General features: G+C 68.3%; 22 protein-coding genes and 1 pseudogene. 13 read left to right on the forward strand and 10 right to left on the reverse strand.

Going from position 1 to position 25,233, the window contains the following annotated elements:
- Window positions 1-16: 16 nt before the first annotated feature.
- A complete protein-coding gene (locus AWX74_RS30915) occupies window positions 17-997 on the reverse strand; it encodes a quinone oxidoreductase family protein (protein WP_091283997.1) in 981 nt (326 codons plus the stop codon).
- 475 nt (window positions 998-1,472) lie between these two features.
- Between AWX74_RS30915 and AWX74_RS30920 the strand changes: the two genes are divergently transcribed.
- The 9 genes from AWX74_RS30920 to ccrA all read left to right on the forward strand — a co-directional run bounded on the left by AWX74_RS30920 (window position 1,473) and on the right by ccrA (window position 11,186).
- Window positions 1,473-2,798 (forward strand): cytochrome P450, encoded by a 1,326-nt coding sequence (locus AWX74_RS30920; RefSeq protein WP_091283998.1) that lies wholly within the window; start codon window positions 1,473-1,475, stop codon window positions 2,796-2,798.
- Window positions 2,795-4,033 carry an NAD(P)/FAD-dependent oxidoreductase gene (locus AWX74_RS30925; protein WP_207550454.1) on the forward strand — a complete coding sequence of 413 codons (1,239 nt, stop codon included), beginning with the start codon at window positions 2,795-2,797 and terminating at the stop codon, window positions 4,031-4,033. The genes AWX74_RS30920 and AWX74_RS30925 overlap by 4 nt, the downstream gene beginning before the upstream one ends.
- A 188-nt stretch (window positions 4,034-4,221) precedes the next feature.
- Window positions 4,222-4,542 (forward strand): 2Fe-2S iron-sulfur cluster-binding protein, encoded by a 321-nt coding sequence (locus tag AWX74_RS30930; protein WP_091284000.1) that lies wholly within the window; start codon window positions 4,222-4,224, stop codon window positions 4,540-4,542.
- Between the two features lie 110 nt (window positions 4,543-4,652).
- On the forward strand, window positions 4,653-5,756 hold the full coding sequence (locus tag AWX74_RS30935; RefSeq protein ID WP_091284002.1) for an NAD(P)-dependent alcohol dehydrogenase: 1,104 nt from the start codon (window positions 4,653-4,655) through the stop codon (window positions 5,754-5,756).
- Between the two features lie 72 nt (window positions 5,757-5,828).
- Window positions 5,829-7,289 carry an aldehyde dehydrogenase gene (locus tag AWX74_RS30940; RefSeq protein ID WP_091284004.1) on the forward strand — a complete coding sequence of 487 codons (1,461 nt, stop codon included), beginning with the start codon at window positions 5,829-5,831 and terminating at the stop codon, window positions 7,287-7,289.
- 260 nt (window positions 7,290-7,549) lie between these two features.
- Entirely contained in the window at window positions 7,550-8,338 is a 789-nt protein-coding gene (locus AWX74_RS30945) for a hypothetical protein (protein WP_091284006.1), read from the forward strand.
- Complete coding sequence (locus AWX74_RS30950) at window positions 8,328-8,990, forward strand: cytochrome c oxidase subunit 3 family protein (protein WP_091284007.1); 663 nt, start codon at window positions 8,328-8,330, stop codon at window positions 8,988-8,990. The genes AWX74_RS30945 and AWX74_RS30950 overlap by 11 nt, the downstream gene beginning before the upstream one ends.
- Window positions 8,991-9,088: 98 nt before the next feature.
- Window positions 9,089-9,334: a cytochrome C oxidase subunit IV family protein gene (locus AWX74_RS40300; protein WP_165615858.1), complete on the forward strand. Its 246-nt coding sequence runs from the start codon at window positions 9,089-9,091 to the stop codon at window positions 9,332-9,334.
- A 502-nt stretch (window positions 9,335-9,836) separates the two neighbouring features.
- The gene (ccrA, locus tag AWX74_RS30960; protein ID WP_091284012.1) at window positions 9,837-11,186 is read left to right on the forward strand and encodes a crotonyl-CoA carboxylase/reductase; all 1,350 of its coding nucleotides are present in this window, start codon (window positions 9,837-9,839) and stop codon (window positions 11,184-11,186) included.
- 37 nt (window positions 11,187-11,223) lie between these two features.
- On the opposite strand, the gene AWX74_RS30965 is transcribed toward ccrA, so the two are convergent.
- The 5 genes from AWX74_RS30965 to AWX74_RS30985 all read right to left on the reverse strand — a co-directional run bounded on the left by AWX74_RS30965 (window position 11,224) and on the right by AWX74_RS30985 (window position 17,707).
- Window positions 11,224-12,573: a jacalin-like lectin gene (locus AWX74_RS30965; RefSeq protein WP_091284015.1), complete on the reverse strand. Its 1,350-nt coding sequence runs from the start codon at window positions 12,571-12,573 to the stop codon at window positions 11,224-11,226.
- Between the two features lie 384 nt (window positions 12,574-12,957).
- The gene (locus tag AWX74_RS30970) at window positions 12,958-13,767 is read right to left on the reverse strand and encodes an inositol monophosphatase family protein (RefSeq protein WP_091284017.1); all 810 of its coding nucleotides are present in this window, start codon (window positions 13,765-13,767) and stop codon (window positions 12,958-12,960) included.
- A 220-nt stretch (window positions 13,768-13,987) separates the two neighbouring features.
- A complete protein-coding gene (locus tag AWX74_RS30975) occupies window positions 13,988-15,133 on the reverse strand; it encodes a zinc-binding dehydrogenase (RefSeq protein ID WP_091284019.1) in 1,146 nt (381 codons plus the stop codon).
- Complete coding sequence (locus tag AWX74_RS30980) at window positions 15,130-16,602, reverse strand: flavin-containing monooxygenase (protein ID WP_091284021.1); 1,473 nt, start codon at window positions 16,600-16,602, stop codon at window positions 15,130-15,132. The genes AWX74_RS30975 and AWX74_RS30980 overlap by 4 nt, the downstream gene beginning before the upstream one ends.
- 85 nt (window positions 16,603-16,687) lie before the next feature.
- Window positions 16,688-17,707, reverse strand: coding sequence for an AraC family transcriptional regulator (locus AWX74_RS30985; protein WP_131799582.1), 1,020 nt, complete (start codon window positions 17,705-17,707; stop codon window positions 16,688-16,690).
- 176 nt (window positions 17,708-17,883) lie between these two features.
- Here AWX74_RS30985 and AWX74_RS30990 point away from each other — a divergent pair, with 176 nt between their 5' ends.
- Complete coding sequence (locus AWX74_RS30990) at window positions 17,884-18,069, forward strand: hypothetical protein (protein WP_091284027.1); 186 nt, start codon at window positions 17,884-17,886, stop codon at window positions 18,067-18,069.
- 80 nt (window positions 18,070-18,149) lie between these two features.
- Here the strand turns inward: AWX74_RS30990 and AWX74_RS30995 are convergent, their stop codons facing one another.
- A complete protein-coding gene (locus AWX74_RS30995) occupies window positions 18,150-18,383 on the reverse strand; it encodes a hypothetical protein (RefSeq protein WP_091284030.1) in 234 nt (77 codons plus the stop codon).
- A gap of 422 nt (window positions 18,384-18,805) precedes the next feature.
- On the opposite strand from AWX74_RS30995, the gene AWX74_RS31005 reads away from it, so the two are divergent.
- A complete protein-coding gene (locus AWX74_RS31005) occupies window positions 18,806-20,074 on the forward strand; it encodes an IS110 family RNA-guided transposase (RefSeq protein ID WP_091284034.1) in 1,269 nt (422 codons plus the stop codon).
- 835 nt (window positions 20,075-20,909) lie between these two features.
- Here the strand turns inward: AWX74_RS31005 and AWX74_RS31010 are convergent.
- Window positions 20,910-21,716 (reverse strand): SAM-dependent methyltransferase, encoded by an 807-nt coding sequence (locus AWX74_RS31010; protein ID WP_091284036.1) that lies wholly within the window; start codon window positions 21,714-21,716, stop codon window positions 20,910-20,912.
- Window positions 21,717-21,846: 130 nt separating this feature from the next.
- Window positions 21,847-22,620: an SDR family oxidoreductase gene (locus AWX74_RS31015; protein WP_091284038.1), complete on the reverse strand. Its 774-nt coding sequence runs from the start codon at window positions 22,618-22,620 to the stop codon at window positions 21,847-21,849.
- Window positions 22,621-22,761: 141 nt separating this feature from the next.
- Here AWX74_RS31015 and AWX74_RS31020 point away from each other — a divergent pair, with 141 nt between their 5' ends.
- Complete coding sequence (locus AWX74_RS31020; protein ID WP_226932083.1) at window positions 22,762-23,301, forward strand: TetR/AcrR family transcriptional regulator; 540 nt, start codon at window positions 22,762-22,764, stop codon at window positions 23,299-23,301.
- A 425-nt stretch (window positions 23,302-23,726) separates the two neighbouring features.
- Here the strand turns inward: AWX74_RS31020 and AWX74_RS31025 are convergent, their stop codons facing one another.
- Window positions 23,727-24,710 (reverse strand): GlxA family transcriptional regulator, encoded by a 984-nt coding sequence (locus tag AWX74_RS31025; RefSeq protein ID WP_091284040.1) that lies wholly within the window; start codon window positions 24,708-24,710, stop codon window positions 23,727-23,729.
- 239 nt (window positions 24,711-24,949) lie between these two features.
- On the opposite strand from AWX74_RS31025, the pseudogene AWX74_RS31030 reads away from it, so the two are divergent.
- Window positions 24,950-25,233, forward strand: a pseudogene (locus AWX74_RS31030) (hypothetical protein); the annotation flags it as partial.

The following is a 25,233-nucleotide window of genomic DNA, read 5'->3' on the forward strand; positions in this document are numbered from 1 at the left end:
CGGCCGGTCAGGATGATCAGTCGTGCGTCAGGACGATCTTGCCGATTCCGGTGCCGGCCTCGAGGCGCTCGTGCGCGAGCGCCGCCTGCGCCAGCGGGAACGTGCGGTCGATGACCGGTGGCGCGACCGTGTGGTCGTCAAGGAATCGCAGGAGCCCGGCCATGTCACGGGGGCTGCCCATCGTCGTGCCGATGAGTTCGTACTGCCCGAAGTAGAAAGGGCGGACCGGGAGGGTCGCCTGCTCCCCGGCGCTGGCGCCGAGCACCACACACCGCCCGCCGGGGGCGAGGCAGCGCACCGACTCCGCCCAGCGCCCGACGCTGTCGAGTACGAGGTCGAAGCCAGCGCCGCGGGGGGTCAGCGCCCGCGCCGCCTCGACCCAGTCGGATTCGGTGTGGTCGACGCCGCCGGCCGCGCCCAGCTCCCGAGCCGCGTCGATCTTCCGCGTGGCTCCCGAGGTGACGATCGCGCGCGCACCGGCGGCGGTGGCGAGCGCGACGGCCGTCGTCGCGACTCCTCCGCTGGCTCCGAGCACGAGCAGTGACTCCCCGGACCTGAGTCGGCCTCGACTGAACAGCGCCCGGAACGTGGTCAACCCGACCAGCGGCAGGGCGGCGGCCTGGGCCAGGCTCAGCCCGCGGGGCCGGGGGACCGCGCACTCGGCTGGCACGGTCACCAGTTCGGCGTACGTGCCGGAGTGGTGGTCGCCCAGGATCTCCCAGTCCGCGCCGGGCGCGGCGTCGCCGCGGCCCCAGAACAGGGAGGGCAGCACGACGACCGCCTCGTTGGTGTCGATGCGCACCCCTGCTCCGTCGGCACCGGGGATGTGGGGGAGGGGGGAGGAGTACCGGCCCTGGCGCACCAGTACGTCATGCCAGTTGAGGGCGCTTGCCGCCAGCCGCACGGTAACCCAGCCAGCGCGCTCCGGCGGGGCCGGCACGTCGGCGGGCTGCAACACGGACGGCGAGCCGTAGGACCCCATGACGATTGCGCGCACCCTGCTCCTCGGCGGTGTAGCGAACGGGGATTTGGTCCCTATGGTCATACCATTAATGCTGGGTTGCGGGAGGGCTCGTGGCCTCCGCAGTCGTGGCCACGGAATCGGATGCTTGCCGGCCCGCCCGCGGGTGTGGCAGGTGCTCCGGGTTGGCGGGCCCGCCGATCTGATTGTTCGAGTGCCGGGTGCCTTGCGGATCGTGACGGGTTGCGACGCTGGGCGTAACTAGGTGAGCCCGTCAAGTTCCCAGTCGGGAATCTGCCGGGCGCGTTCGGCGTCGCCCCGTGCTCGCAGGCGGACTCCCTCCTACCAGGGCGCCTGCCAGCGAAGAGTCATCGACCGGGGGAGTGCAAGGGGTAGAAAAGCCCCTCTTCCGGGTGATGAGCTCGATGTGAAGCCACTCACATGATGGATGCAATCCACTTGGAGCCGGGCCGCCGTTAGCGGCGTCCGCATCTGACGCACGGAGCGCCTCATGACCATTACGGATAGCACTCTGATCGTCGACGTCCCAGAGGAGATTGCAAGGCGGGTAGTGCTTCCTGAGGGCCACCGGGAGGACGCGCCGCTGTTCGAGGCGTACCGCTGGCTGCGTGAGAACGCTCCGCTGGCGAAGGTCGCCGTCGACGGATACGACCCGATCTGGCTTGTCACCAAGCACGCGGACATCATGGAGATCGAGCGGCAGCCGGCGATCTTCACCAGTGGCGGCGGAGAGGCCCCCGGGTCGCACAACCCGATCCTGCAGAACCAGGCCGGCGACACGTTCACGAAGTCGTTGACAGGCGGCAGCCTGCGGATTCTCGAGACACTCACCTACCTTGACCCGCCCGAGCACACGATGGTCAAGGACATCGCCAACGAGTGGTTCCGCCCGGTCTCACTGAAGAAGTGGGGGGATCGGATCCGGGCGCTGGCCCAGCAGGCGATCGCCGACCACCTGCGTCCGGGCGCGAACGACCTGGACCTGGTCGCCGACTTCACGCTCGGCTACCCGTTGCACGTCATCATGACACTCTTCGGCATGCCGGCCGAAGACGAGCCGCGCATGATGGCGCTGACCCAGGACTTCTTCGGCACCGCCGATCCCGACACCCAGCGGTCCGACACCGAGGCCCTCACCCCCGAGGCGGCGGCCCAGCAGTGGTCGGCCACCATCCGCGACTTCTACGCCTACTTCGACACCTTTCTCGAGGCCCGGCGTGCCGAGCCCAAGGACGACCTGGCCTCGATCATCGCGAACGCTCGCCAGCCCGACGGTGAGCTGTTCCCGAAGGAGGTCGCGTACGGCTGGTTCGTCGCGATCGCGACGGCCGGCCACGACACGACGTCGAGCACCCTGTCGAGCATTCTTGAGGCGCTGGCGCTCAACCCCGATCAGCTCGCCGCGGTGAAGGCGGACCTGTCGCTGGTGCCCGACCTGGTGAACGAAGGGCTGCGCTGGGCGTCGCCGGTGAAGCACTTCGTCCGGCAGGCCAGCCAGGACTACGTGCTGCGGGGCCAGCAGATCGCCGCGGGTGATCGTTTCATGCTCCTCTACCAGTCGGCCAACCGTGACACCGACATCTTCGACGCGCCGGACGAGTTCCGTTTCGACCGCCGGCCCAACCGGCACATCGCCTTCGGCTACGGCCCGCACATGTGCATCGGTCAGCATCTGGCCAAGCTGGAGCTCCGGGTGATGCTCGAGGAGCTGCTGCCGCGGATCACGGCGATCGACATCACCGGCGGGCGCAAGGTCGTGCAGACGAACTTCGTGGGCGGACTGCGCCGGCTGCCGGTGCGTTTGGATCTGGCGTGACCGACGGTGTGACCGGTCGGGTGGTCGTGGTCGGCGCGGGCCACGCGGGGGGAACCTTCGCGGCCCTGCTCTGCCAGGCGGGGTTCGCCGGCGAGCTGGTCGTCTTCGGTGACGAGCCGGAACCGCCCTACCACCGCCCGCCGCTGTCCAAGGAGTTCCTGCACGGCCCGCTGGAGAAGTGGCTGCGCGAGCCGGCCTTCTACCCGGAGCAGGGCGTCGCGCTGAGACTCGGCGAGACGGTCGTGGGGATCGACCGGGCGGCCGGAACGGTCACCTCGACGACTGGACGGGTGTGGTCCTACGACCACCTCGTGCTGGCTACCGGCGCGGCCTCCCGCGCTCTCCCCGTGCCCGGGGCGGATCTCGACGGCGTCGGGATGCTGCGCACACTCGCCGATGCGCGGGCGCTGCGCAGCCGGGTGCTCGGCGCAGGCTCGGTCGCGGTGGTCGGCGGCGGCTACATCGGGCTGGAGGTCGCCGCCGTGGTGCGGGCGAACGGCACGCCCGCCACCATTGTGGAGCGGGAGGAACGCCTGCTGGCGAGAGTGGCCAGCCCCGAGCTGTCGAGTGTCCTCTCGCGCTATCACGCCGAGCGTGGCACGGCCGTGATGACAGGCAGCGTGGTTCGCGGGTTCGAAGGCGAGGCCGGTCGGCTGCGCGCCGTCGTCGTCGCCGGGCCTGGCGGAGACGAGCGTCGTCTCCGGTGCGACGCCGCGGTCGTCGGGGTCGGTGCGGTTCCCCGCGACGAGCTTGCCCGGTCCGTGGGGCTGAGCTGTGACAACGGAATCGTCGTCGACGGCTGGGCGCGCACTGACGACGCCAGGATTCTCGCGATCGGGGACGTGACGAGCCGGCCGGTTCGTGGTGTTGCCGGACGTATGCGCCTCGAAAGCATTCCCAGCGCGGTCGAGCAGGCCAAACAGGCCGTCGCGTCCGTGCTCGGCGGCCCCGCTGTCGAATCGGAAGTCCCCTGGTTCTGGTCTGATCAGTTCGACCTCAAACTCAAGATCGCCGGCGTGCTGCACGGGGGATTCGAGACCGTGGTGCGCGGTGACCCAGGTGCGGGGCGGTTCTCCCTCTTCCACCACCGGGACACCGAGCTCGTCGCGGTGGAGACCGCGAACGCGCCCGCCGACTTCATGGCAGGCCGGAGGCTGCTCGCCGCGGGCCGACCCGTCGACCCCGGCCGGCTCGCGGACCCGCAGGTCGGCCTGCGTGACCTCGTGACCGCCTGACCCGCGTCCAGCACATCCACCCAGCGCATCTGCCTGACACATCCGCCCAGCCCGCGCGCCCGGTCCAGCGGCCGTATCTCCGCTGCTCACCGATGAACGCCTCGGTGGCTCCTGCCGAACACGGCTGGCCGGATTCTTCTGGCCGGGCCCCTGCAATGACCAATACCACCGCCTGAGGAGTACCCATCGTGCCGGCGATCACCTACGTCCTGCCGGACGGCACCGAGAAGAGCGTCGACGTGCCGGTCGGTATGTCGATCATGGATGGTTCGGTTCGCAACAACCTGCCGGGAATCGTCGCGGAATGCGGCGGCGGATGTTCCTGCGCGACCTGCCATGTGCACGTCGACGGGGAGACTCGCGTGCTGTTCGACGAGCCTGCCTCGGAGGAGAAGGATCTCCTCGAATTCCTCGACGGCGCCGACGAGGACTCGCGGCTGTCGTGCCAGCTGATCGTGACGGACGGGTGCGAGGGCATCCGCGTTCGGGTCGTCGACTCCAGCAGCTGAGCCGGTCCGTTCGCCGTCCCTGTGGTGTCCGACGCGCGGGCTGAACACGAAGACGAAAACGGGCTTCCGGGATGGTCGCGGGGCCGCGAAGAGATGAGAAGAGGAAAACCATGAAAGTAACCGCCGCCGTACTCGACGAGCTCGGTGCGGAGTTCAGCCTGAGGCCGCTCGAGCTGGCCGACCCCGCCCCGGGAGAGGTCTTGGTGGAGATCGTGGGCGTCGGGCTGTGCCACACCGACCTCGCCGTCCAGCACGGCCACCTTCCGTTCCCGTTCCCGGCGGTCGTCGGTCACGAGGGCAGCGGTGTGGTGCGGGCGGTCGGCGCGGGCGTGACCAAGGTCGTGCCCGGCGACTCGGTCGCGCTGACCTTCAACAGCTGTGGTGCGTGCTCCGAGTGCCTGGCCGGTTCACCGGCGTACTGCGCGCGCTTCATGGAGGTGAACTTCGGCGGTGTAGGTGGCGACGGCACGGCCAGGCTGCACGACGGCACGACCGACGTGGGCAGCAACTTCTTCGGCCAGTCGTCGTTCGCCACCCATGCCCTGGCACATGAGGCCAACGTGGTGAAGGTCCCTGGAGGCGTGCCGCTGGAGCTTGTCGGGCCGCTGGGCTGCGGCGTGCAGACCGGTGCCGGTGCGGTGCTGAACGCGCTGGACTGCCCCGAGGGCTCCTCGCTCCTGGTCACCGGCGGTGGCTCCGTCGGACTGTCCGCGGTCATGGCGGGACGGGTCCGCAAGCTGTCGACGATCATCGTCGTCGAGCCCGTCGCGGCTCGTCGCGACCTCGCCCTGACGCTGGGCGCGACGCACGTCATCGACCCGGCCGCGGGCGACGTCGCCGAGCAGGTCCGTGCGATCATCCCGGAGGGCGTCAAGTTCGCGGTGGACACCACCGCGGTGGCGCCGGTTCTGGCCGCAGTACTGGCCTCGCTCGCGCAGCAGGGCGAATTCGGAATGGTGGGTGTGCCGTCGGACCCCACCGCGGCGCTGTCGGTCGGCCTCCTGGAGATGCAGGCCCGGGGACTGCGCTTCCGCGGCATCGTCGAGGGCGACAGTAACCCGGACGTGTTCATCCCGTACCTTGTCGAATTGTTCAAGAACGGCGAGTTCCCGCTCGATCGCCTCATCACCACGATGTCGTTCTCGCAAATCAACGAGGCGGTGGCCGTTCAGGCCCGCGGCGACGCCGTCAAGATTGTCCTGACTCACGGGTAGCTGTTCCGACGGGGGTTGGCCTGTCGGGCGCGGCACGGAATTCCGGTGAATTCACCGAGCGAAGGAATGGACATGAGCACAATCGACTACGACCGCCTCTACATCGGCGGCCAGTGGGCGAGCCCGACGTCGACGGAACGAATCAAGGTCACCGAGGCGGCGACCGAGCAGCCCGCGGGCAGCGTGCCCGCGGCGGGCGAGCGCGATATCGACGCCGCCGTCGACGCGGCCCGCCGCGCCTTCGACGACCCCGCCGGATGGGCAAGCTGGGAGCCGTCCCGTCGGGGCGAGGTTCTGGAACGCTTCGCCGCGGCACTGGAATCAAGGGGCGCCGAGACGGCCCGGCGGGTGGCGGTGCAGAACGGCATGCCGCTGTGGCTGGCGCAGAACTTCGAAGCGGGCTTCCCCGCGCTGCTGCTGCGCTACTACACCGGCCTGGTGGCGGCCGGGCAGCACGAGGTCCGGGCCGGCATGCTGGGCAAGAAGGCACTGATCCGGCGGGAGCCGATCGGCGTCGTCGCCGCGATCGTGCCGTGGAACGTGCCACAGGCCATCACCTTCCTCAAGCTCGCCCCGGCGCTCGCGGCCGGGAACACCGTGGTCCTCAAGCCGGCTCCCGAAACCGTGCTGGACGCCTTCCTCATGGCCGAGGCTGCGATTGAGGCGGGACTGCCTCCGGGTGTGCTCAACGTCGTGCCGGCGGGCCGCGAGGTGGGTGCCTACCTCGTTGCGCACCCCGGTGTCGACAAGGTGTCGTTCACCGGCTCCACCGCGGCTGGCCGGGCCATCGCCGAGACCTGCGGCCGGCTGCTGCGGCCGGTGACCCTCGAACTCGGCGGCAAGTCCGCTGCGGTCGTGCTCGACGACGCGGACCTGGGTTCTACGCTGGAGTCGTTCTTCGCCGCGACCCTGCTCAACAACGGCCAGATCTGCTGGCTCGGCACCCGGGTGCTGGCGCCCCGCGCCCGCTACGACGAGATCGTCGACACCGTTACGGCACTGGCCGGCTCGCTGACGATCGGCAACCCGCTTGAGCCGGACACGAAGGTCGGCCCGCTGGTCTCTGCACGGCAGCGGGAGCGGGTGGAGTCCTACATCGCCAAGGGCAAGGCCGAGGGCGGACGGATCACGACCGGCGGCGGGCGCCCGGCGGGCCTCGACCGTGGCTGGTTCGTCGAGCCGACCATTTTCGCGGATGTAGACCCGAAGGCGACGATCTCTCAGGAAGAAATCTTCGGCCCGGTACTCGCGGTGATCCCGTATGACGACGACGACGCCGCCGTCGCCATCGCGAACGACACCGACTTCGGCCTCGGCGGGTCTGTGTGGACGAGTGATCCCGAGCGCGGCGCCGAGTTCGCGGCGAGGGTGCGCTCCGGCACGATCGGCGTCAACGGCTACGTCAACGATCCGTTCGTGCCGTTCGGCGGCATCAAGGCCAGCGGCATGGGACGTGAGCTGGGGCCGGAGGGCCTGCAGCCGTTCCAGGTGCTCAAGACGATCTATCTCGACGAAGCCAACGACCCTGTCTGAGAACCCACCGTGCCGGTCGTCCGGCATCGGTGGTGTGGGAAGTCGCGCCAGGTACGGCGGATCCCCGCACTCGTACCGTCGTACCCGCGTGATCGGCGTGATCACAACTTCTGGCCCGTTTCGCGGCGTCCTACAACGGTTCGCACGGAGCTGACGTGTCGTGCGGAGCTGCCGTTGATGGCGCGCCGCGTCCCTTCCCGAGACCGGTCTGTTGGGTACCCGCCGACAGAACAGGTCCGGGTTTGCTACGAGAGGACGCCATGACCACGACCCGGAACTCGAAAGAGCTGACGATCCCGCCGGATGGCCCGGCGCCGTCCACGCAGCGGTCCGTCGGATTACGGACGCTGCTCGTCTGCGTGTGGTCCGTGCCGCCCGGCCTCGTGCTCGTCATCGTCGGATGGCTGATGGCCGGCTTCATGCCGCCGCCACCGGCCCACGACACCGCAGCGGAGATCGCCTCCTTCTACCGAGATGACACCACCGTCATCCGGCTGGGCCTGCTCCTCATGCTGACCGGCTTCGCGGTGTGGGCGCCGTTGTTCGGGGTCATAACACGTCAGATGCTGCACGCCCGCCGCTCGCACCCGGTGCTGGCCTACATTCAGCTTGGCTCCGGTGCGGCCACCTGGATATTTCTGCTGGTGCCGTTTCTCGTGCTGAGCGCCGCGGCGTTTCGTCCCGAACGCAGCCCGGAGATCACTCAGGCGCTGCACGACACGGGCTGGATCATGCTGTTCATGCCGTTCACCCCGTTCGTCGTGCAGAGCGTCGCCATCGCCGTGGCTACGCTGCTCGATGCCCCCCAGAGGCCTTTCTTCCCGCGCTGGGTGGCGTACTTCAACATCATGGAGGCCATCTCCTTTCTCCCGGTCGGGCTGCTCACGTTCTTCAAGACCGGGCCGTTCGCCTATCACGGTGTGCTGGTCTTCTGGATCCCTATCCTCGTCTTCTTCGCCTGGATGCTCGTGATGACCCTGGTCTGCCACCGCTCGGTGCTCGACACCGCGTTGACCACGGTGCCCCGCGAGCCGGCACATGCGGGATGAGGCTGGAGCTCTGGGGGGATCGGTTCGGCCTGGCGGGCCTGTCACCGGTGGTGGGCCCGCTGACGCCGCCACGACCGCGGCCGGGCCCGGCCGCGGTCGTGGCGGCGGGCATGTGCCGGGCGAGCCGGGTATCTGGGTGCTCGTGCTCGGGGACATGGTCATCTTCGGAGTCCTGTTCACACTCTTCAGCCGGGCGCGCGCCCACGACCCCGTGCTCTTCGCCGAGTCGCAGGAGCGGCTGAGTACCACGATCGGCCTGCTCAACACCGTGTTGCTGCTGGCGAGTTCGTACTTCGTCGTCCGCGGTGTGGGAGCTGTCCGTGACGGCGGCCCACGCCAGCCGGCACGCTTCTTCATGGCGGCGCTGGCCTGCGGCCTGGGTTTCACCGTGAACAAGGTGCTGGAGTACAGCGGGAAGCTCGGGCACGGGATCACCCTCACCACCAACGACTTCTACATGTACTACTACGTGCTCACCGGAATCCACGCACTGCATCTCGTTCTCGGGATGTGCGTGCTCGTAGCCCTGATCTGGTACACCCGGCAACCATCGCGCAGTCCGAAAATCGCAATCGTCGAAGGATGTGCATCCTACTGGCACCTGGTGGACGTGCTTTGGATAGTCCTCTTCCCGCTGCTCTATCTCATCTGACATCTTCCGAAGTACCGAGAACTGGAGGCCGGGCTGCCGTGTCCACACCGCTGCCACCCCCGGGCCCGATAAGCACAGCGAGAGAAGGCGGGGACCGGGTGATCTCGCTCGTGGCGGTCGTCCTCGTTCTCGTGACCGGTCTGTCGGTGTGGCTGGCGGAGGATCTGGCGGGCGACGGTGTTCCCGGGTCGGCGCTCGTCATGACGATCGTCGCGTTCAAGCTGAGGCTCGTGGGCCTCTACTTCATGGAACTCAGGCACGCTCCGCTGACGCTGAAGCTGTTGTTCCATGCCTGGGTCGTCGGGGTGTGGGGAATCATCGTCGGCTTCCAGATGGCGGGTTGACGACCACCGGATCCGGCTGGGTCCACGCGGCGTACGGCGCGCTTGTCGCAAAGCAGCGGAACGATCGCACCGGGCTAGAACCTCCGGCGCCTCGGACCTCTTGACGTGGCACTAAATAATGGTACTTTTGATCGGACCAATCGATTCGAGTGTGGTACCTACAGGAGATTGAGAAACGAGTCGGCGTCGTACGGAGGGTTGCGTCCGCGCGGTCCGCGGCGACGCCCCCGCTGTGCCTGCGGGTGGTTGGACCGCGCCGGGCAGGAGCGGGCGGCAGGCGGACATCGCGACCGGTCCGGTGTCAGCGCTGACGCGTCGGAGAAACCCTGGGGGCGGCGGGCGTTCGGCGGTTCTGACTCATGAGCTGCGCCAGGAAGGCGCACGATCTCCCGATCCGGTGCGGTGCGGCCTGCGCGTGTTCGGTGGGAGGACCGCCTTCCGTGCGGTCATGGGTGTGCGGCGGTGCCAATCCCAGGACGGCACTTATCGGAGGTAGACGAGAATGAAGCACGTCCTCGAGGCGATCTTGGCCCAGACTGCCGGAGCCGAAGCACGGAAGGCCGAGTTCAGCTGCCTGTCGGTGCCGGACGCCTATCGGGGGGTGGTGGTCCGCAAGGACGAGGCCGCGATGTTCGAGGGGCAGGAGTCGCGTGACAAGGACCCGCGAAAGTCCCTGCATCTCGACGAGGTCCCGACCCCGGAGCTCGGCCCCGGTGAGGCGCTCGTGGCGGTGATGGCGTCGTCCGTGAACTACAACACGGTCTGGACGTCCATCTTCGAGCCACTGTCGACCTTCGGGTTCCTGGAGCGGTACGGGCGCACCTCACCGCTGGCGAAGCGGCACGACCTGCCGTATCACGTGGTCGGGTCGGACCTCGCGGGCGTCGTCCTGAGGACCGGTCCGGGAGTGCACGCATGGTCGCCGGGCGACGAGGTCGTGGCGCACTGTCTGTCGGTCGAGCTGGAACGTCCCGAGGGTCACAACGACACGATGCTTGATTCCGAGCAGCGGATCTGGGGGTTCGAGACGAACTTCGGTGGTCTCGCCGAGCTGGCTCTGGTCAAGGCGAACCAGCTCATGCCGAAGCCGAACCATCTGACGTGGGAGGAGGCCGCCGCGCCCGGTCTGGTGAATTCGACCGCCTATCGGCAGCTCGTGTCCCGCAACGGCGCGGGGATGAAGCAGGGCGATGTGGTCCTGATCTGGGGTGCCTCCGGTGGGCTGGGCTCGTACGCCACCCAGATGGCGCTGCGCGGCGGTGCGATCCCGGTGTGCGTCGTCTCGTCACCGGCCAAGGCGGAGATCTGCCGGTCGCTGGGAGCGGAGCTCATCATCGACCGGGCCGCCGAGGACTACCGCTTCTGGGCCGACGAGCAGACCCCGAATCCCAGGGAGTGGCAGCGTTTCGGCAAGCGGATCCGGTCGCTGACCGGCGGAGAGGACCCTGACATCGTCTTCGAGCACCCGGGCAGGGAGACGTTCGGTGCCTCGGTCTACGTCGCCCGCCGCGGCGGGACCATCGTTACCTGCGCCTCGACGAGCGGTTTCCAGCACAGCTACGACAACCGGTATCTGTGGATGCACCTCAAGCGCATCATCGGTACGCACTTCGCGAACTACCGGGAGGCCTGGGAGGCGAACCGGTTGCTCGCGCGCGGTCTGATCCACCCGACGCTGTCGCGGGTGTATCCGTTGGCCGAGACCGGTAGTGCCGCGTATGACGTCCACCGTAACGTTCACCAGGGCAAGGTCGGCGTGCTCTGCCTGGCGCCGCGGGAAGGGCTGGGCGTGCGAGACCAGGAGATGCGAGAACGCCACCTCACCGCCATCAACCGGTTCCGTGGCGTCTAGCCCAGGCGGTGACGGCGCTCGTTCTGCGCTCGCACCGTCACCGCCTGGTGTAGAGGACGCCGAGCTTGTCGCTCTCCTCGCCCGCACGGCCGTGGAATCCAGCGATCTGCCAGCCAGACGGCGCTGTGCGGGTCACGCAGTCGGAGGTGATGGTGCCACCGGCGAGCGTACGGCCGAGGCTGGTAGTGAACTTAGCGTAGAAGATTCTTGTGTGATCGCTCACCTGACCCTGACAGAGGTTCACCGAAGTCATGTACTCCCCGCTCCCCAGGGCCAGCGACTGGGCGCTCCCTCCGGTGCCACCGTGCGCCAGGGAGGTACCGTTGGCCAGGGTGAGGCCGACCCGGTCGACCCGGGAACCCGAACGCAGACTGACGGCCGTGGCCGCACCGCCGGCGGGAATCGTGTCGATATCGGTGAAGGAATACCCGTGAGGGCCTCCGAACTGGTCGCTCGCCTGGTAGTCGGAATTGCGGGTCCAGGTGAAGTCCACGGCGATCGGAAAGTGGTCGGAGAGCATGAGGCCTTGCGCGTCTAGGAAATCGGCGTTCCGATTGGAATAGTTGGCGGCGTTGAGCGTGACGAGACGGCTGCTCCGATACAGCACCTTGTCGACCACCTCGCAGGTGTCGGTTGGCGCTGCCTCGTCACAGAGCAGTGCAGGGCTACCGGCGGTGGGGGCCAGCCCACCACGCTCCAGCTCCACCCAGGCGTCGGTGAGCCCGTTCGCGGCCGCGAACGCGGCGATAGTGTCGCCGGTGCGGGTGTATCGGGTGTTCGTGTCGCCCATCACCACCACGGCATTGCCCACCGAATGCATGGAGATGTAGGAGCCAAGCTGGCTCAGATTTGACGCCCTGGCGGCGAGATCGGCGCTGGTGGTCCCGGCGTCGGGATGCAGGTTGTAGAGGTCGACATAGGCTCCCTCGCCCAGCCGGATCCGACTGAACGTAAAGCCTTTCGGGGTCAGGCAGTCGGCACCCTCCGACGAGCTGCAGTTATCCCATTTGACCCGGTCGAGATCGCTGAGGCTGAAGTCCGAGAGGGTGTTGAGTCCGCTACCAATCGGCACCCCGCCGCTCGTGGGTGTCCGGTAGGGATGGGTGTCGGTCGCGTAGAGGTTCGCGTGGTAGTTGAAGTCCTCCTGCACCTGTACGATGTCATAAGGACCGAGCCGCTGCCCGATAGCGGTGGTGCCCTCCGCGCGAGGAGTCGACGCGCTAGAAAGCTCCTCGGGTAGACCCGCGATGTTGTAGGTCAGGACGGAAAACGACCCCCCAGCGGGTGAGTCCGCGTCCGCCGCCGGGGCAGCGGCGACACCGACAGTGAACGAGAGAGCGAAGACAGCCGCGAATGCGGCACGAGCCGGATGTAGAGACGGGCGCATCGGAACTCCGCATCAGGAGACGTGAGACGGCAAAGCAGGATAAAGCGTATGTTGAATATTTGTCCGAACGCCAAACTTTGCCCCAATAATTGAGGGGTACTCCGCGTAACGCAAAGGCCGGCGCGAACCGCTCCGCCAGCTCGTATGAAGCTTGCTCAACGGGGGCATAACGGAGCTTCTTGTATGATCTGAGGTGTGAGAGACCGCCTTTTCTCTGCGGCTGGTATCGGACGAGCGCTGTGAGCTCGTGGAACCGCAGTTGCCGTCCTTCACGCCGCGTCCGCGGGGCGGAGATACGGCAAACGGCGGACGAGCGGGTGGTGTTCACGGCGGTGGTGTACCGGCCGACATCGGGGTGTGCGAGGCCGAGTCACGAGAGGCGGTTCACGGGCTCTCGCCTGGGTCGGTCGCGTACCGGGCGCGGTTGAGAACATCGGCGATGAGGCTCGGCGGTGCGGCGATCGTGGCCGCTGACTTCGTCGTGTGCTGGGAACCGTCGAGGTCCACCACATGGCCTCCGGCCTCGCGGACGAGTACGACGCCTGCGGCCATGTCCCAGGGATTGTTAGACAGCGTGATGCAGGCGTCGGTCCGGCCGCAGGCGACCCATGCGAGGTCGATCGCGGCGGAACCGAGCATCCGTACGCGTTCGACGCTTTCGGCGAGGCTCCGGGTCAGGGACAACCGGTCATGATTGCTGGCGGCCGCGTCGTCGCCGACAGCATAATCGCCGATGGACACGATGGCGTCCCGGAGGGTTTCGGTCGCGCTACAGGTAATGGGCTGCTTTCCGAGGAACGCGCCGTGTCCTTCGGCGGCTGAGAAGCGTTCGTCGAAACGGGGAAAGTCTATCACCCCGAGTATGGGCGTCGTGTCGCGCACGAGCCCGAGCGAGATGCCGTAGAGCGGCAGTCCGTGCACAAAGTTCGACGTACCGTCCAAGGGGTCGAGAATCCAGGAGAGCCCGCCCTCGGCTATTCCCGACAGTCCATCTTCCTCGCCGAGAAAGGCAATGCCCGACGTCCGATCGGCGAGAAACGCTCGCACGGTCCGTTCGACGGCCAGGTCGACCTGTGAGGCGTAGTCTCGGTCCCCCTTCCTCTCGACCCGGCCCGCCGGCATCTTATCGGCGATCCGCCGTGCGACGTCCACCGCCTCGTGCGCGAGATGGAGAAGGGTACCCAGGTCAGTCACAAGAATGCGATCCGTTCGCAAAATGAAGGGCAGATGCATGGCGGGTAGATGTCGGGGTTGACCGCCGCCGCGACCCGGCTGGATTTCCTCTTGCTTCCGTACCGGTCGCGGGTGAACGGTAGCCCAGCATTGTTGGTGTTCTCCTATCGTTCGGGTCCGTGATTAAAGGGTTACAAAAAGGGCAGATCGGGGAATTCGCGCCGCCGGCCCGTGCTCGCTGTCAGGCGAGGTTGGGGTCGATGAGCACTTTCGCGTGGTGAGTCGTGCGGATGAGCTGCTCGAAAGCGTCCGCTACCCCGTCGAGGCTGACGACGCCGGTGACCATGGGCGTGGGATCGATCTTTCCTCTTCCGATCATGTGTAGTGTGTCGTGGAATTCGGCCGGGTCGTAGCAGAACGAGAAGCGCAGGTCGACCTCCTTGTTGACCGCCATGGTGGGGCGGAAGGAGTCGGGGGTCATGCAGACCCCGACGACGATGATGCGTGCGAGGAACGGCGCGTTCGTCACGATCTGCTCAATGATCCCGGGTAGGCCGACGCATTCGAACACGACAGGGCCGCGCGGGCCGATTCCCGCACGCTTGGCGGCCTTCATGATTGTCGTCCACGGTGTTCCCCGCACAGCGCGCAGTGTGTGCAGGGCGTCGATTCCGGCACCGTACAGGGCTGGTGCTGTCATGATGTGCCCGTCGGCCGCGACGGTCCAGGGTGACCCTTCGGCGGGATCTACGACGATGTCGGCGCCGCACTGAGCGGCAAGCGTCCGTCGAGCGTCTGCTGGGTCGCTCGCGACGACGGTCCTGACGCCCGCGGATTTCAGCATGAGAATAACGGCTAGCCCGATGGGCCCACAGCCGATGACAATCGCGACGTCCTTCCGGGAGACTCGCCCGCGTCGTATCGCGTGATGGGCTACCGCGAGCGGTTCGGTGAGCGCAGCGAGATCGTCAGTTAGTTCTGCTGGAACCTCCATCGTCGCGTCCTCGGCGGCGAGCACGTATTCGGCGTAGGCGCCCGGCGCTCGCTCTGACAGCCCTGTCATCTGGATGCCGTCGTCCTGCTTGATGAGCGGGAGGGAGACCACCCGAGTTCCCGGCTTCCAGCGGGCACGACATCCGGGACCGTAGGCGACGACTTCGCCGACGAACTCGTGCCCCAAGATGACCGACTGGTCGGTGCGCATGAAGTGGTGGTAGCCGACCTCTGCGGCGATGTCCGCGCTCGCGTCGGCGTGCAGGCGGGCGTGCAGGTCCGAACCGCAGATGCCCGCGCGCAGGACGCGCAGCAGCAGCTGCCCGCGGCCCGGTTCCGGTGTGGGCACCTGTTCGACCCGCAACTCGCCGCGGTGCAGTGTCACGGCCCTCATCCCCGCACCTCCTCCCGCTCCGACACTCGCGTCCATCGCAGCCCGTTCGCCAGGTCGGCACGGCTGGTGGCCCACCCGTCGACCATGACGTTCTGCCGGACCGCCCAGGGGTAGCGAGACGTCGCCCGCGGCATCGTCGCGGCGGCTCGGGCGAGGTACCCCGACGCCATGTCCATGAAGGGCTGGCCGGGCTCGATGTCGACCGGCACGACCGGCACGACGGCATCCATATGCTGGTCGATCATGCGTCTGAGGAGGCGGGTGATCAGGCGCGCCGTCATGTCGACGCGGACAGTCCACGACAGATTGATGTAGCCGATGGACACCGCGAGGTTGGGTAGGCCGCTGAGCATCGCTCCGTGGTAGGTGTAGCTCTTCGCCAGGTTGACGCTTTCGCCGTCGACGGTCACGGTCACCCCGCCGAGGAGCTTGATGCGAAGGCCCGTAGCCGTCACGACGATGTCCGCCTCGACGACGCGGCCGGATGCCAGGAGTATCCCCTGGGGCACGAAGCGCTCAATGCGCCCGGTGACGACGGATGCCGTGCCATCGCGAATGACGCGGAACAGGTCGCCTTCGGGAGCGATACACAGGCGCTGGTCCCACGGGGCGTAGGGCGGAGAGAAATGTTCGTCTGCGATCTTCCGCGATCCGACGGCGGAGGCGACACGCCTATGCAGCAGCCAACGTACGCCGTCTGGGAAGCGGTGGCACGCTTGGATGAGCGCCCACTGTATGGCGGTGTTCTTCACGCGAGCGATGCGGTACGCGGCGGGCAGGGGCAGAACCTTACGCAGGGCCCGGGCGACGGCATCGGTGCGTGGCTGAGCGAGAACATAGCTGGGTGTTCGCTGGAGCATCGTCACGTGGGCGGCATCTGCCGCGAGCGCCGGGACCAGCGTGACGGCGGTCGCGCCCGAGCCGACGACGACGACGCGTTTGCCAGCGTAGTCGAGGTCCGCGGGCCAGAACTGCGGGTGCACGACGCGGCCCCGGAACGCCTCGACATCCTGGAAGCCCGGATCGTGCGGCCTCTCGTAGTCGTAGTAGCCGGTACAAAACACCACGAACCGGGCTACATACCGCTCTGGTGTGCCGTCATGATCAGCATCCACGATCCAGCGGGCGCGTACCGACGACCAGTCGGCGGAGACGACCCGCGTACGCAGCCGCACATGCCGGTCTATGTCCGCCTCACTGGCGGTGTCGCGCAGGTACTGGAGCAGCTCGCCCCCGTAGACGATCGAACGCTCTCCCTGCCACGGGCGAAACGGGAACCCGAGCGTGTAGATGTCGGAGTCCGAACGCACGCCCGGGTAGGTGAACAGGTCCCAGGTGCCGCCGATGCGGTCTCGGGCTTCGAGGATCGTGTAGTCGAGCTCGGGGCAGTGCTCCTGTAACCGGTAGGCCACATCGATCGCCGAGAGCCCCGCGCCGACGATGAGTACATCAGTGTGTTGGTCCGCCATCTCGCCTCCTCGCGTGTCGCGGTGCACCGCGATTCTGCGTGGAACGGACGCGAGAAACTTGACTCTGCGCGACATCCGGCGGCTGTCAGCGGGTGCCGCTCCTGGCTCGCACTCCGCGGGGCGGCACGCCCCACCATCGGCGGCTGGCCCGGCTGAACGTCGCCTGCTCGGCGAACCCGAGCCGGGACGAGACCTCCAGGAACGACAGGTCGGTGAGCGTGAGCAAACGCCGCGCCTCGTCCCGGCGCACGTCGTCGACAATCCGGGTGAAGCTCACGCCCAGGTCCGCGAGTCGGCGCTGCAACGTGCGCGGCTCGATCCGCAACATCCGGGCGACCGTCGGGAGGGGGACCGAACCGATGACCAGCGTTTCCCGAATGATCCGTTGGACCCGCGCGACGACGTCCGCCGGATCGGGCAGGAGTGTGCGCAGATACGTCTCCGCCTGCACCCGAAGGCTGTCCCGCGCGCCCAGAATGGGCTGATCGAAGATACCCGCGCGGACTCGGAGAAACGCGGCACCCGCTCCCGTAGCCACTGGGACGCCGTAGAACGTCCGGTACACCTCAAGGGGCGCGGCCGGCTCGTACGACAACTCGACCGAGACCAGCCCGTAGTTCTCGCCCAGCATCAGTTCCAGAGCGCGGTGGACGAACCCGAGCCCGGCATCCATCGCCTGCACTGGAGGGACGACGGGATCGTGCCCGTCGTAGCGGATCGCGACCACGCGCGGATCCCCGTGCGGATCGTCGGTGCGCCACAACCGCAGCGCGTCGGAGTGAAACCCGAGGTAGCGGGTCGCCGCGACGAATGCCTGCTCCGCCGTGCCCGAGTTGGCGATCACGAGTGCCAACGGGCCGAGCATCCCGAGATCGTGTCGTGCCGCGATGCGCAACCCCAGGTCCGGACAGGCCAGGTCACCCGCGGCCTTCTCAAGGAGCGCGACAAGCCTGGCCTCGGCGATAGGAATGTCGTCGTGGTCGAGCACCTCCGGAGCAAGTCCCACCGCACGCACGAAGGCGGTCGGATCGGCGCCGAGTATGCGCACCTCCGTAGCGAAGCCCCGCACCCCCGCGGCACGGATCGTGCCCCCGCGACTGCTCACGCCGCCCAGCCCCCAGGCACCGATGTGGTCGAACGCACCGCGCACTGTGCTCGGTGGCCAGCAGGACGGCCGCCAGCACCATTCGGACGCGATGGCCCGCGCCCACAAGATCGCAGACCGCCGTGAGTACGATGACCCCAGCAGAAGCGTAGCGGCAAACGCTCAGTTCTCGGCGGGTGAACCCCGTCGTCGTCGCGCGCGGCGGGACGTTCTCCACGGTCTGCTCCCATGCGGACGACGCCGTGAAGATCTTCGCCGTCGCCGGACGGAACCTCCGCCTCGTCTGGCACACCCCTCCCACCCCGACGACGTCCTCCGCCGGTGGCCGCGATCTCCTGAAGCGTCGGCGGGTCATCCGATGACCGTCAGCGGCTCCTGCCCCGCGTGGTGCCAGCTGCCCGCCGGCCATCTCCGTCCCGAACCCGCCGGCCCCCGGCGACCATCACATCGCGGAGATCGCGCAGATCGACATCCCGGAGATACCCGGACTCCGGTCCGCGGTGAGCGGCCCACTGCGCGTGCGGGTCAGCAGTACGTGACCACGTCCACCGTCCACCCGGCGGTCATCAGCGCCGACTTCGGCGACCGCGCCCCCACCCGCGGCGGGCTTCGAGTACGTCACCGCGCAGGAAGCACAGTCCCTCGCCTGGATACTGATCCGGGCCGCGATCACCATCGACGCCGGAACCTGCCTCCAACTCCCAGGTTGGAAGGACACGGATGTGCCGACCGTCCTGCTCAGGAGCCTGCGGACGATGCCGGCGATGACGCGGCCGAACCGGACCCGGCAAGGTCTGCTTGTCGAGAATGCGCTGGGCCGACAGGCATGGCGAGATGCAGTTGCCCAGATGAGACTCCGCGGCGGGTCGGAGATTGGGATGCTCCTGAGCGTCGCCGCCTGCCGCGACCACGATCCGATGAGCCACTGCGAGCTGCGGCTCCCGAGGCACGCCGATGCGCCGGACACGATGGACGGCTTCGCGGAGGCGGTTGAAATATCTATATCTATGCCATAGTGTCCGGCGTAGCGGCGGCCGCACAGGACGTCCGCCGGGCCGAGAATTTGTCCGGCGGCCGCTTGGGCCTGTAGGGGGTCGTATGGAAGCGCAGGTCGCGCGGTGCGCCGGCCTGGACGTGCACAAGGACGAGATCGTCGCCTGTGCGCGGATCACCACGGTGCCGGGTGGGCCGGTCGAGGTCCTGCTCCACACGTTCGGGGCGACGACCCGGGAGCTGCTGGGTCTGCGGGACTGGCTGGTCTCGCTGGGCGTGACCCGGGTCGGGATGGAGTCGACCGGGATCTACTGGAAGCCCGTCTACCACATCCTGGAGGACGTGATCGGCGAGTGCTGGCTGCTCAACGCCCGGCACATGCACAACGTCCCCGGCCGCAAGACGGACGCGGCCGATGCCCAGTGGATCGCCGAGCTCGTCGAGTACGGCCTGGTCCGCCCCTCGTTCGTGCCGCCGCAGCCGGTCCGGGAGCTACGGGACCTGACCCGTTACCACAAGGCGCAGATCGAGGAACGGACCCGGGAGGTCCAGCGCCTGGACAAGTTCCTGCAGGACGCGGGGATCAAGCTGTCGTCGGTGTCCTCCTCGATCCTGACGGTGTCCGGTCGGGCGATCCTCGAGTCGATGATCGAGGGCACGACCGACCCGGAGGTGCTCTCGGAACTGGCCCGCGGCCGGCTACGCGCGAAGATCCCGGCGTTGCGGGAGGCGTTGAACGGGTTCTTCACCGGCCACCACGGCCTGATCATCGGGGAGATCCTCGCGAAGCTGGACTACCTCGACGAGGCGATCGACCGGCTCTCGACCGAGATCGACCGGGTGATCGCCCCTTTCGAGGCGAAGGTCGCCCTGCTGGACACGATCCCCGGGGTTGACCGCCGCACCGCGCAGTGCCTGCTCGCCGAGATCGGCCCGGACATGTCGGTGTTCCCGACCGCCGGGCACCTGGCGTCCTGGGCGGGTCGCTGCCCGGGCCAGCACGAGTCCGCCGGTAGATCCAAGGGCGGCAAGACCCGCAAGGGCTCCAAATGGCTGCGGCTGCACCTGCACGAGGCAGCCCGCGCCGCTTCCCGGACCAGGGGCACCTACCTGTCCGCCCAGTACAAGCGGATCAAGGCCAACAGGGGTGCCGCCAAGGCACGGGTCGCCGTCGAGCACTCGATCCTCGTCGCCGCCTGGCACATGCTCAGCCGCGGCGAGCCCTACCAGGACCTCGGCGCCGGCTACTTCACCCGCCGCCAGGACCCCGACCGCCACGCCCAACGGCTCGCCGCCCAGATGAACTCCCTCGGCTACGACGTGGTCTTCACCAAACGACCGACCCCACCCACCGACACCCCGAAGGCCGCCTGACAAGGACCTGAACCCAGCGTCGCGCACACCCGGGGCCTCGGCCCACAGCGGGCATCAGCCTGCCCGCCAACGCATCGCGCCCAGGCCGCGAGGACTCGCCGCGGTCCCGGCACCGACAGCCCCTGACCCAGCGCGGTCACCACCTGGCCCTGGCCGTTCCAGCGTGGTCACCAGCGCCGTAGACCCGTCACGATCACCGGTCGCCTCATTTTCCCTCTAGTAAGTAGAATGCGCCGAAAAGACCAGGTTCGCCGCCACCAGCTCGTTCACGCCAGCACCGATCACGACGGCGTCGGCCATGCGCACTCCGGTTCGGTTTCCCTCCCGATTTGTGGGTCCGGAAACGCCCGGCCGCCGGTGTGGCGGCAGCTCAGCGCCGGCCGGCGGCCTGGCGTTGCCGTCTCATCACCTGGTAGAGCCAGTCGTACCCGCGCTGGTTGGGACGCAGCTGCTCCTGCGGGCCCGCGGGGCAGGACATTGCTGATCGCCGATCCCGGGAAGAGTCCGTTCGCGAACGGCTTCGCGGAGCAGACCGACTGGCCGCTGAACGCGAGGCCGACGTCGAACGCCCCGACCCCGCCGGCGACCGCCGCGCTGGTGCAGCTGGGTTAGCATCGGAATCCAGTTGCTGTTGAGCCACTGCCGCTCCCACACGCCGAAAGCGCTCGCGTAGGTCGCCCCGGGAGAGACCGGGCTCGGGTAGCCGATCCACTACAGTGTCGCGGTCGGCCCGGTGATCGTCCGGATCGGCGCCCTGTCCAGGCCGATCAGCCGGCGCTGTTGAGGCAAGGTGCTTAACCCGTCGGGCGTGAAGGCCACGACGAGGACTGAGATTTCAGGGGATGCGGGCGAGTCCTCCGTACACGTTGACCTGGGCGTCGGTCAGGTCATCCCGGCTGGTGTCGTCGGGCCGCCAGCGGTGCACGGACTGCACCCCGGGCTTGACGGGGTCGAGGCCGTTGAAGAAACGTTCGACTTCGCTGCGGGTGCGGGCCGCGGCGGGAATGCCTTGCTCCCGGTAGACATCGACGGCGCGCCGGACATCGTCGGGTGCGAAGTCGGGTGTGACGTGGGTGAGGGCCAAGTAGCTGCCAGCGGGGAGAGAGTCGAGGTACCGGCGGATGATGCCGTAGGGATTGTCGGAGTCCGGGATGAAGTGCAGGAGAGCGATGACGGACAGGGCGACAGGGCGGGTGAGGTCCAACGTGTCGCGAAGCTCGGCCGATTCGAGGATCTTCTCGGGTTCCCGCAGATCGGCATCCAGGTAGGCGGTGCGGCCTCCGCCGGCGCTGGTGAGCAGCGCGCGGGCGTGAGCGAGCACGATCGGATCGTTGTCGGCGTAGACCGCCCGGCTGTCCGGGGCAATGCTCTGGGCGACCTCGTGCAGGTTCGGCGGGGTCGGGATGCCCGTGCCGATGTCCAGGAACTGGCGGACCCCCGCGTCCCGGGTGAGGAACCGGGTCACCCGGTGCAGGAACGCACGGTTCTGCCGGGCGCTGACCCGGGCATGCGGAAACACCGCGAGAGCCTGCTCGGCCGCCTGCCGGTCGGCGGGAAAGTTGTCCTTGCCACCCACCAACAACGTCCACCAGCTCCAACAGCTCGGCCACCAGGTCACCCTGACAGCCTCACCCTGAGTCATTTTCGACTCAGCTCGTCCACCAGCTCCAACAGCTCGGCCACCAGGTCACCCTGACAGCCTCACCCTGAGTCATTTTCGACTCAGTACCAGACGGGATGAGTGGGCGCGCCGCCGTAGGAAGCGACCATTACTAAATGGTCACGCCGAGCAGGGTGCCGCCGGTCGCGTCGATGGTCTGACCGGTGACCCATCGTGCGTCGGGGGAGGCGAGGAAGGCCACGACGTCGGCGATGTCGACCGGGTCACCGATCCGGTCGAAGGCCGACAGGGCGGCCGTGCGCTCCCTTAGCTGCGGGTCGGCGAGCCAGGGCACGAGGTCGGTGTCGACGACGCCGGGCGCGACCGCGTTGACGGTGATGCCGCGCGGCCCGAGCTCCTGGGCGAGGGTGTGGGTCAGGACGTTGAGGGCTGCCTTGGTCATCGAGTAGGCGATGGTCATCGGGACGGCGATCCGGGCTGCCGCGGAGGTGATGTTGATGATCCGGCCACCGTCGCGGAGCCGGTGCAGGCCATGTTTGAGGATGAACAACGGTGCCTTGACGTTGACCGCGAACATGTCGTCGAAGTCCTTCTCGGCGGTGTCACCGATGGCGGCGTAGGCGACGATCCCGGCGTTGTTGACGACGATGTCCAGGCCTGGCAGGTCGGTGAACTCGGCCACGCCCCGGTCGAACGACTCCCAGAGCGCCGCGGCGTCGCCGGCCTCCCCGAACTTTGCCCGGATCAGAAACGCTCTGCCGCCGCCGCTCTTGATCGTGGCGACCGTCTGCGTGGCCGCTTCCTCGTCGCTCCCGTAGTGGACGGCGACCAGCGCGCCCTCCCGAGCCAGCCGTTCGGCGATGGCCCTGCCGATACCCCTGCTACCACCGGTGACCAGCGCGGTCCTGCCTACCAGCGTCCCCATGCCCACAGCCTTTCCAGAGCGATCGATACAGAATTGGAACTGTAGCAGATTCTCTAGCGCTCGGTATAAAATTAGGATGTGGCAGCAGTCCGACGGGGGCGACCCAGGGAGTTCGACCGAGCCGCGGCCCTTGACCACGCCTTGGTGCTGTTCTGGGAGCGCGGCTATGAGGCGACCTCCATCGCCGATCTCACGGCGGCGATGGGCGTCGGCGCCCCGAGCCTGTACGCGGCCTTCGGCAGTAAGCGCGAGCTGTTCGACGAGGTCGTGCAGGTCTACGGCCAGACCCACCACGCCTTCATCGCGAGGGCGCTGATCGAGGAGCCGACCCTCAAGGCCGGCCTGGACCGCATGTTGCGCGAGGCCGCGGGGGCCTACACCCGTCCCGACCTGCCGCGCGGCTGCCTAGTGATCAGCGCCGCTGTCAACTGCAACGCACCCGAGGTCGAACAGGCTTTGCGTGCCCTGCGCGCCGCCGACCTCGACGCGCTCGAACGCCTCGTCAACGTCGCGATTGACGCCGGGGAACTGCCCGCCGGCACCGACGCCCGCGCGCTGGCCGTATACACCAGCGTGGTCATGCAAGGCATGGCCCAACAGGCCCGTGACGGCGCCGACCGCGGCGACCTTGAAGCGGTGGCCGCCCTGGCAATGCGGGCATGGCCCTGGACAGCACCCTGAACGTGAGCCGACGCCAACCACCACCAAGCCCGCCACCAGCTGAACCGACACCCTCGTACGGAGTTACGGTGCTGCATCTTGCGGCCATCGCGCTTGCTGGAGCGAACCTGCCCGCCTTTCCGGTGTGACCAGCGGGACTGTCCGACAAAGGTGAGCGTGAGCATGGGCGTGACGCAGCTGGGCCACCGCCACTCTGGCCACGAGTAGTCGTCAGCCTGTCCCCCACTCGGCGGGCGTCTACGACTACATCCTCGGCGGTAGGGACAACTTCCGCCGCCCATCGCCCTGCCCACTATGGAAGCAGGACGGAGAGCACCGTCCGCGGGCACATGACCCGATCGGCGCCCCAGGGCCGGTGGACCCGGTCGGCCGGTTGGTGTCGCACCTGCCCGGTGGCCCCGTCCGCTCCGTGGCCTGCTGCCGGGTCAAGCCCCCGCGTTCCGCCTGCCCGTCTGCTGCTGGGCGGCGGCCGTGCCTGTGAACGTGGAGCGGTACTCGTGCGGCGTGACGCCGGCGAGGCGGCGGAAGTGGGCTCGGAAGTTGCTCGCGCTGGGGAAGCCGACATGCCGGGCGATGCGTTCGACTCCGTGGTCCGTCGTCTCCAGGAGCTCCTGGGCGTGACGGACCCGGACGCCGGTCACCCATTCCATCGGGCTCTGCCCGGTCTCGGTGTGGAAGCGCCGGTTGAGGGTGCGGACGCTGGTGTGCGCGGCGGTGGCGAGGTCGGCCAGGGTCAGGTCGAGGTGCGCGTTCTCCTCGATCCAGGCAAGCACGTTCTCCAGGGTGGCCGTCGCGTACCTGGGTGGGTTGCGCACGATGAACTGCGCCTGGCCACCAGTGCGGTGCAGGGGCGCGACCGCGATCCGCGCTGCGTCCGCGGCGACGGCCACCCCGTGGTCGCGGTGGACCAGGTGCAGGCACAGGTCCAGGCCGGCGGCCGCGCCCGCCGAGGTCGCAACGGCGCCGTTGTCGATGTAGAGCGCGTTCGCGTCGACCCGCACCGCCGGGTGGCGGCCGGCCAGCGCATCGGCAGCCAGCCAGTGCGTGGTCGCGCGCAGCCCGTCCAGCAGGCCGGTCTCGGCGAGGGTGAACGCGCCCACGCAGATCGAGGCGATGCGTGTCCCCTCCTTCGCCGCCGCTCGTAGGGCGTCGAGCACCGGGGCCGGAGTCGGTTCCTCGGGATGGTTGCGGCCGGGCACGACGATCGTGTCCGCCCGGTGGAGCTCGTCCAGCCCCGCGCCGACTGCGAGGCGCACAGGCCCGGCGTCGACCATCGGCTCCGCCCCGCAGACGACAACCCGGTACGCCGGCCTTCCGTCGGGCCGGCGGGCCCGTCCGAACAGCTCGACCGGTGTGGCCAGATCGAAGGCGATCACATCGGGTAGGGCGAGCACCGCGACGGTATGCACACCTGCACGCTAGCCCGATGGTTCAGGCAATGTGACGATGACGCCAGGCGGATCGGGTGGATGGCCAGATCCAGTCTGAGCGTGGCATTTCAGCCACTGTGCAGACCTGGGACGCCCCGCGATGCTTAACCGGTGCCAGCCCTCGCCAGACGGACGGACCCTCGCCTGCCCGCGGGTCCGCGCAGCCGGCCTCGTCGGTACGGGTCCGGACGGCCAGCCCTTTGACCAGGAGAGACGCCATGTCGCTGTCGGCTCAGATCGTGCTGTTCGACGGGTTCGACCCGCTCGACGTCATCGCCCCGTTCGAGGTGCTCGCCGCCGGCGGGGACACGCTCGGCGGCGGCGAGCTGCGCGTCGAGCTTGTCTCCGCGGAGGGCCCGCGGTTGGTCATGTCCGGGACGCTCGGGCTGACGTTGACCGCGACCTCCACGCTGGACGCACGGCAGCCCGGTTACGTGATCGTCCCGGGCGCGTCCGGGCCCGTCGACGGGGATCCGGACAAAGGTGTTCCCACCGTGCCCGT

This window comes from Parafrankia irregularis, assembly GCF_001536285.1.
Taxonomy (GTDB): Bacteria; Actinomycetota; Actinomycetes; order Frankiales; family Frankiaceae; genus Parafrankia; species Parafrankia irregularis.